Origin of the sequence: Mesorhizobium sp. M0207 (genome assembly GCF_040321995.1) — a bacterium.
Lineage (GTDB): Bacteria > Pseudomonadota > Alphaproteobacteria > Rhizobiales > Rhizobiaceae > Mesorhizobium.
Genome location: NZ_JAMYSQ010000039.1, coordinates 13,749 through 28,236, shown reverse-complemented (window position 1 = coordinate 28,236; position 14,488 = coordinate 13,749). Strand labels below are relative to the sequence as shown.

At 55.8% G+C, this 14,488-nt stretch carries 11 protein-coding genes; 5 read left to right on the top strand and 6 right to left on the bottom strand.

What is annotated here, in order from left to right; genetic code table 11:
• Nucleotides 1-54 precede the first annotated feature (54 nt).
• Both NKJ15_RS30845 and NKJ15_RS30840 read right to left on the bottom strand, forming a co-directional pair.
• Nucleotides 55-705, bottom strand: coding sequence for an acyl-homoserine-lactone synthase (locus NKJ15_RS30845; protein ID WP_352819511.1), 651 nt, complete (start codon nt 703-705; stop codon nt 55-57).
• 82 nt (nt 706-787) lie between these two features.
• Nucleotides 788-1,510 (bottom strand): LuxR family transcriptional regulator, encoded by a 723-nt coding sequence (locus NKJ15_RS30840; protein ID WP_352819510.1) that lies wholly within the window; start codon nt 1,508-1,510, stop codon nt 788-790.
• A gap of 102 nt (nt 1,511-1,612) precedes the next feature.
• Here NKJ15_RS30840 and NKJ15_RS30835 point away from each other — a divergent pair, with 102 nt between their 5' ends.
• From NKJ15_RS30835 to NKJ15_RS30820, 4 genes are all read left to right on the top strand, one after another.
• Complete coding sequence (locus NKJ15_RS30835) at nt 1,613-1,864, top strand: hypothetical protein (protein WP_352819509.1); 252 nt, start codon at nt 1,613-1,615, stop codon at nt 1,862-1,864.
• A gap of 257 nt (nt 1,865-2,121) precedes the next feature.
• Complete coding sequence (locus tag NKJ15_RS30830; protein WP_352819508.1) at nt 2,122-2,616, top strand: hypothetical protein; 495 nt, start codon at nt 2,122-2,124, stop codon at nt 2,614-2,616.
• 234 nt (nt 2,617-2,850) lie between these two features.
• A complete protein-coding gene (locus tag NKJ15_RS30825) occupies nt 2,851-3,963 on the top strand; it encodes a hypothetical protein (protein WP_352819506.1) in 1,113 nt (370 codons plus the stop codon).
• Between the two features lie 685 nt (nt 3,964-4,648).
• Nucleotides 4,649-5,113, top strand: a complete 465-nt coding sequence (locus NKJ15_RS30820; protein WP_352819504.1) for a GNAT family N-acetyltransferase — start codon at nt 4,649-4,651, stop codon at nt 5,111-5,113.
• A gap of 479 nt (nt 5,114-5,592) precedes the next feature.
• Here the strand turns inward: NKJ15_RS30820 and NKJ15_RS30815 are convergent, their stop codons facing one another.
• Complete coding sequence (locus tag NKJ15_RS30815; RefSeq protein ID WP_352819502.1) at nt 5,593-7,332, bottom strand: phospholipase D-like domain-containing protein; 1,740 nt, start codon at nt 7,330-7,332, stop codon at nt 5,593-5,595.
• A complete protein-coding gene (locus NKJ15_RS30810; protein WP_352819500.1) occupies nt 7,329-10,757 on the bottom strand; it encodes a DEAD/DEAH box helicase in 3,429 nt (1,142 codons plus the stop codon). The genes NKJ15_RS30815 and NKJ15_RS30810 overlap by 4 nt, the downstream gene beginning before the upstream one ends.
• 698 nt (nt 10,758-11,455) lie before the next feature.
• On the opposite strand from NKJ15_RS30810, the gene NKJ15_RS30805 reads away from it, so the two are divergent.
• On the top strand, nt 11,456-12,124 hold the full coding sequence (locus NKJ15_RS30805; protein ID WP_352819498.1) for a DUF5677 domain-containing protein: 669 nt from the start codon (nt 11,456-11,458) through the stop codon (nt 12,122-12,124).
• A gap of 257 nt (nt 12,125-12,381) precedes the next feature.
• Here the strand turns inward: NKJ15_RS30805 and NKJ15_RS30800 are convergent, their stop codons facing one another.
• Both NKJ15_RS30800 and NKJ15_RS30795 read right to left on the bottom strand, forming a co-directional pair.
• Nucleotides 12,382-13,446, bottom strand: coding sequence for a RelA/SpoT domain-containing protein (locus NKJ15_RS30800; protein WP_352819496.1), 1,065 nt, complete (start codon nt 13,444-13,446; stop codon nt 12,382-12,384).
• A 184-nt stretch (nt 13,447-13,630) separates the two neighbouring features.
• The gene (locus NKJ15_RS30795; protein WP_352819494.1) at nt 13,631-14,395 is read right to left on the bottom strand and encodes a hypothetical protein; all 765 of its coding nucleotides are present in this window, start codon (nt 14,393-14,395) and stop codon (nt 13,631-13,633) included.
• Between the last annotated feature and the right edge of the window lie 93 nt (nt 14,396-14,488).

Genomic DNA, 14,488 nt, shown 5'->3' with positions numbered 1-14,488 from the left:
ACCATTCACGCCTCCCGCTAGGTAACTTAGACTCTCTACAGAGTTCATATATAATCAAGCCGTACGTCTTTCCGGTGCCTCAATAAATGGTATCTGAACTCCACGCCGAACAAGTAGTGAGTGGCTGATACCGAGGATTTTCCGAACACTCGCAAGAGCCGCTTCGCTCACCTCGATGTAAGCCACGATGTACCATTCGCCGTTTTCCTCCTTCGCCATGCCCATGGGTTCGGCCCGCCATTTGAGCGCGCCATGATGCGGCATGAAGTAGGTCTCCTGAACGCCCCCTACCGCACTCAGGCCTTCGTCGAGAGCATACTCCATGACGGCGCAGCACAACTCGGTAAGCGTGCCTCTGCGCCCAGTCGAACGCTTGTCGGGTACGACGAATGTCCGGGTCCACTCCGCCCAATCAGGGCGCCGCGGAACGCCGGATTTCTCGCACATGTGGGAAAAGACCTCCGAGACCATGTGCGGCTCGCTCGTTGGAATTAATCGAGCCGAGGTAACTACGCGACCATCTTCGATACCGAGCAAGTAGGTCGCCGCATCTGTATCGAATTGGTCCAGTTCGCGACCATCCGGGCTCGGAGGGCGCCAGCGTTTTTGATGCACGAAGAAATCGTGCCGCCGGCGCAGAAATTCATCGAATTCGTTTTCGTAGAGATGCTTGTTATGCGCATTGACTACGTGGGCCGTTATCATGGCGCGATCCCCCGATCGTTCTCACAGGGATATTCGCAGTTGCGCTAATATACGTCACCTGTCCGATCGGACAGTTGACTTATCAAGGATGTATTAGTCGGCGGCGCACGGCTTCAACAACAGCTTGCGTTGTAGTCGCAACGCCAAATGCTTCGCGGGCTCTTGTTGAATGCCATTTGATGGTACGTTCCGTCAGGCCCAGGATCTGGGACGTTTCCGACGAGGTTTTTCCGGCCGCCGCCCACAGAAGAATTTCCCTCTCACGGTCGGTCAACAGGTCCAAATCCTCCTCATCGTCATCTGAGAAAGCTTGGATCGACATGCCGGCATATACGGCCATAGTGACCAGTTGCACCTGCTGTCGAGGTGACAGACGGCAGCACTTGGCCGACGACGCAAACGAGAGCACCGACTGCCAATGATGGACACTGAGCATCGGCACGGCAAAGCCACTGCAGATGCCAAATTCCGTGGCTTCATCTGCCACACGCCGTGATCCCTCGGTATCCGACCATTTTGCGGGGATCTCTTCCCAAAGAAATGGCTTCAGCGTCTTAGCCGAATAGATGCATACGCCATCAACAGCTGCATGCTCTGCTTCGACGTAGCGTTCGAACCAGCCGGCCGGCCAACCATTCAACTCGACCATCGGTGCAAGCTTTTGTCCACCCAGTGGAACACCGCTTAGGATAAGATGCTCGAAGCCGAAATTTCTAACGGTTTCAAGAAGATCGCTAAGCAACGGCTCGGTTGCCGTGTGCTTTCTGCAGCGCTCTACAAAATCAAATACGTCTGCGTCGATCATGGCAGAAACCCCAGTCCCTAGCCGCAGAATAAATCTAGCTCAAATTTTATTCCCCGAATATCCTTCTTTGGCAACCATTGATGAATTTATGCGGTAAAGTCCTTGCGGTTAGTCAACGCTGGCGCCTCGCTACTGCTCGACCTCAAGCTGCCGATTCCGGCTTCCGGCGAAGCTCAAGGGCTGCAATATGCAGTGCTGGTCGAGGAACTGACGACGACACCGCGCTCGACCTACTCAAATGAGCCGATCCGCAAGGATTCCGACATTCTGGAAGGCGAGCGCTATATCGAATCGGGTTCACGTTTCGCCGTACGGGTGGAACTTGACACTTCACAACTGCCACAAGATGGATAGCCGAGGGGACCAAAATGGGCGCATTCAGTATTTGGCATCTCGCGATCGTCGCAATCGTTATTCTCGTTTTTTTGGGAAAGGGCGGATTTCTGAATTGATGGGAGACATTGGCAAGGGCGCTGGTAGTTTTCGTCGCGAATTTCTCGGCGCACGAAAGGGTGTCGAGGAAGCCGAACTCATGAAGAAAAGAGACAAGCTTAAGCTTTGACACGAGTAGGCGTCGCAAATGTCGCCGAGGGGACAGAGGAGGCAATTTGGTGATCGATACTTACCCCAATAAACCCGCAATCAGACTGCTCGCCCTGACAGCCGCCGTTTTCCTGGTGAGCGTGACCACGCTCAAGGGAGCGTACACATGTAACAGCGGCCCTGATTATTGCACCGACGATCCGCGGATCCCGAGGGCCCTCGCCGACAAAAAAGCTCAGTTGGCCAAGGACTACCCGGATCGACTGGTCGCTTTGCTGGATCTTGGAGTGCAATGTGTGGCGCGCATTCAGCAGAGCCCCGATGGCTTCAGTCTGGTGATCGTGAAGGACGGTTCCGTCGACACACTGTCATGGGATCAGGACAATGAGAATGCCGCCAAGGCTGAAATTGCTGCGGGCACGGTCAAGCGCTTCTGGATCGTCAACAGCAGACGCGCCTTTAGCTGCGATGGCCAACCCAGTTATGACGTACAGCCGGATTATGACTCCGCCGACGACGTCAACACATCGCTCGCTATCAAATGTGACAATACGGGATGCTAGTCTTAAATGATTCGCTTTGACGCAGCTCTCTTATTCAAGCCCGTAGAAAACATTTTGCGTTTGGGTGGCGGAAGCGCGAGCCAAACGAGCGAAAATGAGGGGCGCGGTAGCCATAACGACCTGGTTTTGCCGCATACTGTTTAGGCGGCAGAAGGGCCCGCGGACTGCCTGCCCTCGCCCAGAATTCTGTTGTATATTCCAGGCTGCTTAAATTGAACCTTGGACGGCGTGGTCATGAGCAAGTCTTCGATTGCAATCTGTGTTCTTGCGTCATTGGCGATCTCGACCGGTTCCGCGCAATCTCAAGTGCCCCCCTTCGAGGTGCGTGCAGTCGGCGGGCTGGATGCACCGACACGCGACCTTATCGAATTGATGCCCCAGATAGTTAAAGATCAGATCCTGGCAGGTATTAAGGAGGCAAAGCCGCTGATCGACGACAGCTTGGCAAAGGCAACTCAAGGAATAGAAACCGCCCTGCGCAATACGATCGACAACGTTCGATGTCAGGCTGAGGGCCTGCGTGCCACGACCAAGGACACGGTCGATTCCTGGTTTTCATCGCTTAACCCATTCGGCTCGACGGCGCCCACGAAACCCTTTGACGACATCGAGAAGGAATGGAACTCGATGCGAGCAGATATCTCTTACGACAAGAAGGCCCGGCAGATCGCGATCGAGACCGCCGATTACCTATATCATCTCAGCATCGTGGAATGCAAAACGAAGGTCGGCAACAAAGTTACTGTCACGACTTTACAAGCGGAAATGGCTCAGCGCGGGGACGCTTCGGGCCTGCTTTGGCTCTCTCTGGCGAATCGCTGTGGTACGGCGGACAACTGCCTGGTTGCTCGGTATGAAGATGTAGGGAAAATTCTGGAAGACAGCGACAAACGCGACATTGACGAGGCAGGAGCACGGGCCAGCTACGATGCCCTCGCTAAACCTGTCGTGCTTTCATGGCTAAACCGGTTCACGTTTTCCATCGACAACTACGAACTCGACCTTTTCAAACTGCAGGGCGTCGAACGAAGTGTCAAACTGGCAAAATTTCGCCGGGATGAGCGTGCTCAAGCTCTTATCCCCGGCATCACCAAGCTCCTCGACGACGAAAACGATTTGCTCACCCAGGCGGAGGCGCCGCACAATGTTGCGGGCTTTGCGGGGGTGCAGCAGCTTCTCGCCATGCTTAAACAGACCAAGGCATTCGTGGTTACCGCCAGTGCACAAGTGCGCACGGATGCTGCGAAAGCGTCAGAGATCTCGTCGGTCGTGCAGGAGGACGTGAAGACAGCACTCGATCGGCAAGACAAGCTTGATGCTCGCGCTGCGAAAATAAAGGTGAAATAACGAGGTCCTCCGCTCTTATCGGCAAAGTGACGGGGCGGTACCAGTGAATCGACGTTTTCCTGCGCACCATTTCACTTTTGAGCACACTGCAGATTATGGGATTCGCTCGAAACAGGTGCTGCAGTGGTGTCTGAGTGCACATTCTTCGAGGACATTTGGTCAACGTCATCCTCTCCGGAGACTGTGTGTTTAGTAAAATTTGAATTTTGAAGAACGTATATGCATGACCAATTGCATGTCACCGCATGGCCGTCGTCGTTGTTGATTCCAACGCTTATTTTCGCAGCACCGTCCGAATTCTCGTAGTGGCACTCAATCGTTTGACCGGCGACCGACGCCTCTGGCAAGGAGATCGACAAACTAGCTCCTGCGATGAAGAAAGCGTATTTGGCACTCAACCTCGGCATTTTACGTCCGTCCATTTTGCCTTGCTCACCAGCCTCTGGGGATTATCGCAGAGTCACGTTCTGCTCTGCGGCAGATCTTATTAGATCTTACGATTCAGCCACCTCCAGCCTGCCTAATATTGAAAACAAAATCGCGGCAAATACTCTTTTAACAAACGATGCGTATCCCTGGAACGTCCTATCTTCTGGTAAATGCGTGTTTAATTAGACAGTTTACAATATTTCCTTTTGATTTACTACTGTTATGTTGCCCCGCCAGCGACCCGGCTAAAGGCGTCATGCCGCTGCGCCACGCTGGGAGCGACATAGATTTCGCATTCCACGGCGCCAAGCTGCGATACCGCGCGACAAAGGCTGAGGCGCGGTCGGCAAGAACTTATGTCACCTGCATCGGCGGCAAAGCCGTCGTTGGGTACTATTGCTTTGCGGCAGGCGGCGTTCGGATAGACCAGCTTCCAAAGAAACAGCGCCGCAATATGCCGTCAATTGTCCCGGTCACCATTATCGGGCGACTGGCAGTTGACGGGCGCTACCAGGGGCTCGGCATAGGCCGAGGTCTTTTGAAGGATGCCCTAAGCCGCGCCCTAGCGGCATCCCAGATCATAGGTAGCGCGGCTGTCATGGTGCATGCCATTGATGAGCAAGCCGCCGCATTTTATGCGGCCTTTGGCTTTCAGCGGTATCCGGAGGCTGATCGCACCTTCTTCATGCCCATGCAAACAATTCATGCGGCGACAAAATAGCGTCCGGCAAATTTCAAACTGAGACACTACCGAACCTCAGGCAAACTGGACGTCGCAGCGTACAATGAGGTACATGGATATCCCGGCGAACATCCGCATAGGAGCGGTCAATTTCGTCGGCAAAAGAGCGTCCGAAAAGGGATGTCGGCGGCTCTGTCTTGGGAACGAAAAAAGAAGAGAAGCAAAACTTTCGTGTGCGATTTTTGCACACGGCATTTGGTAACCAATTGATTCGGCTATCTTCCCGATCCATCAAAGGCGTTGATCAGACGGGATAGCTAACGGGCGCTATGAGCATTCGATCAGTCTCGCTCGTCTCGTACGCCAACCGGCTCCAGTGCAAGGTACCCATACTCTTCTCGGCATCGAGCTGAAAAAAGAATTTGTAGAGATCGATCCTGTCAAACGATCGTTCAGTTGCTCAATCCTGTCGGAACACCGAAACGCCGATCGAGCCTAGCTATCTCCCGACAGACCGATCAGCCTTCAATTTGACCTTCGAATTTTGCTAGGAGAGATGTTCCAAGGCCCGGACCTTCCAGATGCACGCCAATCTCGTCGAGAGGGTTGTCCATTGAACCCGATTGAGAACCCCAGTTCATGGTGCTAACGACGACATGATCCTTGTCCCACAAGAGAAATTTCGCGTGGACTTGGGGATCCTCCACGGCGATCAGATCGACAACGCCATTTAGCCGTTCCCGGTGGGCCGCGATATGCCGCCGCTTAATAGGACCAGACCGGCGGGAGTAGTAAACTCGGACATCATCGAGCCGGCGACCAGCGACTTCGGCTGGATTGAATAGTCCGGGCACCATAGTGGCGCCAACCTTGTTGGTACAGCAGACAAACCGCTCATCGGCCTCATGCGCCACAGTGCGAAGCAATCGCTCATGATCATCCGCTTGAAGGATACTCATCCGAACCGGCACACGGCCACCTACATCGGTGCTGGGCGACAAGGGACTTCGGGTGCGCCTTAATTCCGATGCCGTGAACTGAAGGATTTCAATCGAGCGGCGGGCGCCTGAAAGAGGCGAGATGATCGAACGTAGAAGATCCAAGCCGGCAGCCGCCGCGAGATTTTCGTTGAGTTCGACAGATACCTCAACGGCCGAAAACGGCGACGACAGCCAATTGGAAGAGCCAAGCAAGACGACAGCGCCTCCTTGGCCGTCATCGGCAGCGAGGCATTTGACATGGCTTCTAACGGAGTCACGCTGTGCAAGGATAGAACCACGCGCATGCCGCACCGAGGACAGCCGTACGTTTAGCTCCTGCATCGCGATCGCATTTTTCCTCTCGGCGTCTAGCGTTGTGCCATAGAACAAATGGCAACGCACGCCCCGCAGACAAGCCTGTTCCAGCGCTATGCGGACACGCTCGTGACGTTCAGTGTACTTTTCGTTGTGAGGCGCGACAAACGTTGAAAGGACAAAGACATCGAATTCGGCTTGACCGACGATGCGCTCGAAGCATTCGAGATGTAAGTCCCCGCCGACGATCAACTGTTCGTCGGCAATTGTCGTGTCGATGGCGTGTGACCGGCTTGGTTGCGGGTCGCTCGCTTCTGGAAGCATTCCGGTGCTGATCGTTTCCTGAAGTGCTTGGATCAAGTCCTGACTCGCTCCCTCGGGAAGGAGACCGTTTTTTACATCGTTGAGCTCGATGGCGAGGTACTTTCTTTCGAGAACAGAATTGATCGTTTGGACCCCACGCAACCATTCTCCGGGACGAAGCATGCCGGCCACAAACTGATTGACCCGTGCCGCCATTGTGTCGTCGGTCTCATCCGGCCCGGCAGGAAAGTTTACCTTGTGATTGGCATCGGTCATTCGATAGAGCGGAGCGGTTTCCACGTCACGGTTTCGAAAGACGGAGTGTCCCACTTTCTCAAGTACGAGACTGATGTGAATCTCGCGATCTTCGGTCCGCTCGGGCAGAGCGCCGCCTAACCGAATGAAGTTCTGACCGATAGTGCTTGTAGCTAGTTGGGGCGCGGGAGAGAAGCGAACTTCGACCAAGCCGAACTGCATCAACCGCGCGATGGTGGACCCGACGACTTGGGTAGGGATTGCAAGCGATGTGGCAACATTCTCGATCGTGCCCGGGGCACGATCGAGCGCGAGTAGGATCATTTCTTCGATGGGGCTCCATCCCCAGGTGCGCTGGACGATGGCGCGCGCGCGGTAGTGCCAGGCAGGAAGGTATACTTTCACGCCGAAGATCTCCCATTCTCATCGACCTCAACGATGAAAACCCCCTTCCCGACGCGCTCGAACTCGACCGTGGAGAGCTTCGCGAGTTCCTTCAGCATCTTTCGAAGGAATTCAAGCTCATCACTCTTTTCCTCCGGATCGATCCCTTCGACCACCTCGCGGATGAATCGCTGACTTGTGGCAAGAACCAGCTTTTGTTTGGCACGGCTGAGCAGCACATTCATGCGTTGTGGGCTTTTTACGAATCCAAGGGCACGTGATCCAACCATTACGTTGTTGCGCGTGAGGCTGGCCGCAACAACGTCGGCCTCGCCTCCTTGGAAACTGTCGCTCGTAAAAACAAACTGTCCGTTACTGCGCGGGCTGGCGAAGCCGAACAATGTCTTGTCCTTCTTAACCTGATGATTAAGCAAATGTTTGAGCCAATTAACCTGCGCCGAATAGGGCGAAAGGATCACCAGCGTGGGCCTGCGCCCGTCCGAGCCAATCACCGGCTGTAAACCCTTTAACGCTGTTATCAGGGCCTCCGCTTCAAGCTCGTTTCGGTACGACCGCTTAACTTTAAGTTCGAAATGTCGCCTTTTTGCCATGCTGAGTGGGGGAAAATCGAGAAGGACGATCGGTGCACCGAGGTAGGGCACGGTCGACATAACGGTAAGCGCGCGATCTTTGACACGATCGGAATGAATGAGTTTTTTGTCATAGAAAGTATTAGACACGAGATCGCCGATTGCAGGGTGCATGCGGCTCTGCTCCAAAAGGGTATTGACAATGGTGCTCGACCGGCCCGTGTGTTTTTCACGCTGAACTTCGCGCTCAGCAATCGACCGAAACGGCTCTTCAAGACGCGCCGCTGTCGCGAGCACCTCCTTCATTAGAGGCTCGTTCGCCTTGATAATATCAAGCGCTTCGGTGACCTCCTTCGGCAGATCGGAAATGGTTTCAAGCTGCTCTTTAGCGTCGCGCAGTAGCTCGGCCGAACGTTCACTATCGTATAGTTTTTGCCGTTCTGCTGCATCGAAGGGAGAAAGCTGGTTATGATCGCCAACCATAATTCTCCTGTTGCCCAGTAGTAGTGCTCCGATAAGCTCCGCACCATTCGCGCGGGCTGCTTCCTCAATGATTACCCAGTCGAACTGTTCGCCGTCAGCGATCATCTCTTCGATGATAGGCGATGATGTCGTCGCAAGCGTAACATCGGACGATCGCAGCAACAGATTGTCGGTGTCACGCAGTACGCGCTCCGCGTCGCTTGTTTCCGACGCATCAGGCCGGAGCGCCTGCTTCATTTGGTATCGCTGATTGACCATCACACGTTCAGTGGAATGATCGGCGGCCGAAACAGACTGCAGAAGTCTAACAGAGCTCTCGCGCAGAGAGCTGATCTCCTCGGTCGATCGCGTTCGCTCGACACGAACGACAATCGTCGTATCGGACGCCAGGATCGTTTTGAGTTCATCCTCCATCTGAATCAGGGTCTCGTGGTTTTGGGCCGAGACCAGAAGCCGGGCATCCGGCGTTTCTCCCAAGATGCTCTTAACGAGATGCGAGAGTAGAAAGGTCTTTCCGACACCAGGAGGGCCGACAATGACGTTGATGGATCTCCCAGACACAATAGCGTCCCATGCGACCTTCTTCGACGCATCCATCGTCGCGGACGGAGCACCCGGGACCGCAATATCGCGTAGCATATCGTCCATCGTGACCTGCGCGGGATCGTCGATAGCTCGTAAGAGTTCAATATTTGCTCGGGCTGCCACGATGTTTTGAAAGCGCCGGCGAATAGCGCGCTCGAATCCACTATCTCGTCGTGGGCGAAGATAGAAAGTATCTCCGGGCACAACCGCTTCATTTGTTGCGAACGTGAAAGCTAAGCGGCCGTCAGCGACAGCGCCGGTTCCCTCATAGCTGAGTTCGGGCAGCCGCTCGCGATCGCCGGCGAGCTTATCGATGTGTGACAGCGTCCAATTCGGCTTGCCGTCGTCATACTTCAATTCGCGACTTAAGGCGTCGTACGCCGGGCGCAGTCCCATCAGTTTGCGCTGAGCGTCACGCTCTGCGTCCTCGCGCGATGCGATCCAGACCAAATCGGGATCTCCGCGCGATGGCGGATCAAGCGCTTCGACGGGATAGAAGCGAAACTTCTCGCGCAGCCAGCTAAAGGCTTCGAGGAGAATTAGGGCGTACCAAGTTGGTACATCGTCTGCTTGGTTGCCTGCGCGGCTTTTGCCGTTAGGATCCATCCAAGGCTTGGCACCGGGGCCAAGCCGGAGCACGCGCTCTTCCGCGCTCTTGCGTGTTCGCGTGAGATGAAGTCTGTGGCGAACCTCGACTGCATCATAGATATAATCGTCAGGTCGCCTCTTGCTGGCATTTTCAATCATGCCAATACAGTCATCGACTACTTTTACGCCGTACGTGGCAAGGTCGGTAACTAAGCGCACAAAGGTCTGGTTTACGACAGCGGCTCGAATCGTCGGCCGGCCCAGATCTTCCTCCACAAACCGGAGAATCGCTTCTCTGTCGTCGGCCCGAATGGTGCCCGACGTAAGAGCCGGGAAGTCGCTTTGCGCGACTTTGGGCGACGGGTAGAGGATCAGTTCGCCCTCGGCGCTTGAGCCCGACCGCTCAAGATCGGCCACGACCTCGGCCAACTCGCCTAGGACAATGCTGCCGTCAAACAGTTGGTAGTGTGGTGGATTGGCAAGTCGATTGAGCATGCGTCGTTCAATCGACAACAAGGACGGGCCACCTCCGTCCTCTGTAAGGCCAAGAATACGGGATGCGGCTTGCCCAAGATCGCTCCAGTCCTGCCGAAACGAAACGGTACCTGAGGGCCGCAGAAGATGACCCGCACCACCGATATCACCATCCGCAATATGTACGCACGCTTCGTACCCGCCGAGCCGGAAATCCTCTTTTTCATCACCGTGGGAGAAGATCGCATGTTCACTGATGGTGCCATGCACTATGCCCGAATCGTGACAGAGCGCGAGCCCTTCCGCTACCCGCACGATATTGCGCCAGAACACCTTGCGCCCTGTCGTTGTCAGTAGGCGGCTGTGTCGTGCTCGGACCCGGTGCGACGACCCGCAGATGGGACCACCAGGATCAACCATGATGATACCGAGTTCATTCTGATCTTCGACGATCTCAAGGACCTCAACCAATAGATGGCGCGCTCGGCGCGACGAGAGCACACGGCGCACGCGTCTGAGGCCACGCGTGATGAGCCGCTTTAGATCTTCGTCGAGCGGAGTTCCGGTCTTCTTGAAGAGACGCAGGAGATAATGTTCGCCATCCGCAATGCCCGTTGCAAAGCGAAGCTGGGACTTCCACCCGTCGATCCCGCCGTAAAACCCAGACTCAGCAAAGTTAAATCGTGCATCGAGAGTGAATTTGCCTTGCGTGGGAGCTCGCGTCATAGAGTCCTGACCTGCTTTAGAGACAACCCTGATGATTCGCATGCGAGAACGCAACTATAGGCTTAGTGGGACTGTTCTCGACCTCAAACGGGGCTTTTGCCCACTTTTGTTTGCCGGCAGAAGGGAACGGGATGCCATTCCTCGCGGAGTGCTGTTGCTCCGTGTCAACCCCGCACCAAACGGGGTAGAACTCGGCTATAGAGGTCATGACGAGAAACTCAGCCCTAAGGCATTTGGTGACCAGCTCAGTTCCAAAGGCCGAAAATCGACTCTAAGAGCGCCCCGGTGCGACCGCCGTCAACTATACCGGTCGTACACCTAAATATCATCCAAAACAGCGGAGCCCATTTGCCGATACGAGGAGTGTGGGAGCTATCAAGACACTTTATCGGTAGCTCCATGGAATTCGCCCGATGCAGTGGCGCGTATGCGGCGGCTAAGCCAAACAATGGCGTGCGCCTGACGACTTGCCAGAAGAGGCGAGCCAGCTAGAAGTAAAAAGAGTTGCAACCCGTTTTAGCCGTTCGCAAAAGCGAGCGCCTATTTCCAACGCGGCCGCCCTTAGCCACTATGTCCGTTTTGAGGGGACAGCCATGGACGCACCAATGTATCAGCTCCTAAAGGAGTAACTTGCCGCAACCATTCACGCGCTGAGGGTCACGACCTTCAATCGCGGCAACGCCGTCCAACGGCTCATCATGGCTCTTTACGCCACCATCATCGAGCAGATCGATAGCGCAGTCGCGTTGGTCGACTCCGGTCGCTCTACAGGCGTTGAGGCAATCTTGCGCTCGTGCCTGGAGGCTCATGTCGACCTACTGAACTTGGCGTCAAACCCGGCGTATGCCGACCAGATGCAAGCCCATTACCATCAGCAGTTTCGGATCGTTTGCCGCGAGGCGATCACGGGGACCAACCCGTTTCTTGCCGGGATTGAGGCCGACGCGCCGGCGCGCCTTGCGGAGCACGAGAAGGAGCTTGCGCGGCTCGGGAAGCCACTGGACACCAAGACCCGCTTCGACATGGCAGGAATGGGTGACATCTACCGATCGATCTACAACAGCCTGTGCTGTGAGACCCACAACAACATGCGGGCGCTGATGGATCGCCATTTCACGAACCAAGGCACTGACGAGATACCAATTTTCCAGATCGCGATATTCACCGACATGGAGAAGGTGGATTTCGACGCGGCGATCGACACCTTCCTGTCAATCCTCACCGGCTCCAACCGCACCGTTCACCACTACCTTGGTTCAGACCAACTGGAGAAGCTGGAGGTGTATGCGCAGCGGCGGGCGGAAATGCCGGTCGCTACACCAGTGACCGCGTCCGTTCCAGCAGAGCAGCCTCCGTCCCATAAATAGCCACGAGCCTCTTCTGCCCTTTATGGATGGCGTGGCCATAGGGGAGGTCTGACTGTGATGCCGCCAGCACAAAGGAATAGCTTCAGAATGGAGAGCACGTTGTCCCATGCCTTGGCCGTCACGGGGATGATGGATTTCGGCCGGGGACCACCAGCGTTCACCGGTACCAGGAAAAACACCACGCAGCCTAGGGCGGCTATGCGGGTAAAGTGGGCACGATCAGCGGCATTCACCCCAACACAATACCACCTAAACGGTCACTTGCGGGAAGGATCGTTCCAGCGCGTGTATCGACGGAACAGCGAAGTTGGGTCCGACTTCTCCTCCGGCTTGGGCTTCACCAGCTTCTGCGGCGCCATGTGGTATTCGATGGCGTCCTTGCCGAGGCAGATTTGCTTCAGGTTTTGCACGAACAGCGACACGTCGCCGAAATAGTTGGGGTAGGTCTCCACCAGGCCATCCATCCGGTCGACCTCAACCATGACCACGCGGGAGTCGTCCTGCCCTGTTTCGACCAGTCGCTCTATGGCGCTCACCATCGTCGAGGCGTCGCCGTCGCTGCTGAACGACGTGGCATCAACCGTCTTCTCGACGCGGCGGTAGCGGATCACATAGAACTGACCCTTGTCGTAGTCGTAGTTCTCGGCGTAGTGCGCTAAAATCTTGATGTTATCGAGCAGCTGCGCGGCACCCAGAACGTGATCCAGCTCCCGCAACTCCTTCAGGCAGTCGCTGCGGCTCGGCATCCCCTGCGGACCGGCGCCTCCTTCCACGCGGGCAAACTCTCCCGACATGAGCTGAAACAGCCTTAGCCAGTTCACATCGCCTTTGTGGTGCTTGATGTCCTGCCCGAGAAAGAGCCCGACAGCTTCCACGGCGGTTGCCCATGAATGCTGGAGCCGGGTCCGAACCTGAAGCTCAACACGCCGTCGCTCGCCCTTTGCGAAGTCCAGCGCAAAGTGGTGACTGCGGTAGCCATCGTCTTTCGGCGCGTCGATGTAGGGTGACTGACGTCGGATGTTATGCGGAAACTCGCCGCTGATGGATGCGACCAGCTTTCGAACGCCATACATGTTGTCGAGGATTGCTCTGCAGCCGGCGATGTCCTGTATCTGGTCGAGATGGATAGGCGTCGTGGAGAGCTTACGGCGAATGGCTGCCATGCGCTTCACGCGGCCAGCGGTTATGCCGTTGCACCCCAGTGTTCGCATCCGGACGATGACGGACTGGCGGACGCTTCGCATCGGGTAGACGTGCAACTCTCGCCAATCGTTGGCGACCGAGAACACCCGGTAGAGTTCGTCCTTCTCCGCCTTCGACATGTGTTCAAAAGCCAACGATCGGTTGGCCGAGTCTTTTTCCGGCAGGCCGCACTTCGTTGCCGGCGAGGATTGCTGCTGCTTGCATCGTCAGAGTTCGAGTCTCTATTGATGATTGCGCACCATAGCCAAATCCCGGAAGTTCTGCATCCGTTCTTGCGCACCCTTCACAGAAATCGCTAGTCAGCTAGTCGAACTTTGGCCCGTCCGACAGCTTCATGTATGCATCGAACCCGGCAAGGCTTTCGTCGGTGGGCAATTCGCTTCGGTCTCGCCACGACCGAATGCCTTCGGCCACGTTGCGACGGTTCAGGTTGCCCAAGATGACCTGGCCGGCTTCCATCTGGTAGTCCAGCGATCCGCACCAGCGATTGATGCGGCCGTAACCCGGCGCGTAGGCGGTCGAGCTCTTTTTGCCGCTTACCTCGTGCTTGGCGAGGGATATGCGGAGGAATTCGAGCTGGGAGAACAGAACGTGGGAGACCCGAAGGTCTTCCCGGATTTTGTCGATGATGGTCGGGTCATCCAAAACCCGCTGGAGCTGCTTAGCCCGAAGCTCTTTCGCGTAGTGGCGAAAACCCTCGTCCCGGCTCAGCGCTTCAATCTTCAGTTTCAGGCCGCCGTTTTCATGCCACTTGACCACGTCCTTGACGCGGGCCCGCCATGTACGAAGCAATTCGTAGGCGCTGAAAATCCACATCTGAGACTGGGCGTTGAGGAAGGCGAGTAACGAAGGATCGAGCTGTTCGTTGAACTCGCTCTGCCACGCGTCGTATTCCAGTCGGGTGATGAACTGGTCGACGATAGAGACGTTGGTTGCCTGCATCCGCAGATACGGGTCGTCGAACAGCTGTAGCTCGGACAACGAGGCATCCAGTGCCGACCAGTCGATCTTCTCGAACGGGAGGTAGCCCGGCACCCGAACGTCGCAGTGGTCGTCGTCGAAATCCAAGAACCGTCCTCCTGCAGCGAATTTAGCATGCGCTGGCGTGACAGCACATCGCCACCGGACGGGAGCTTCCGGGAAATGGCATGAGATCCCAGT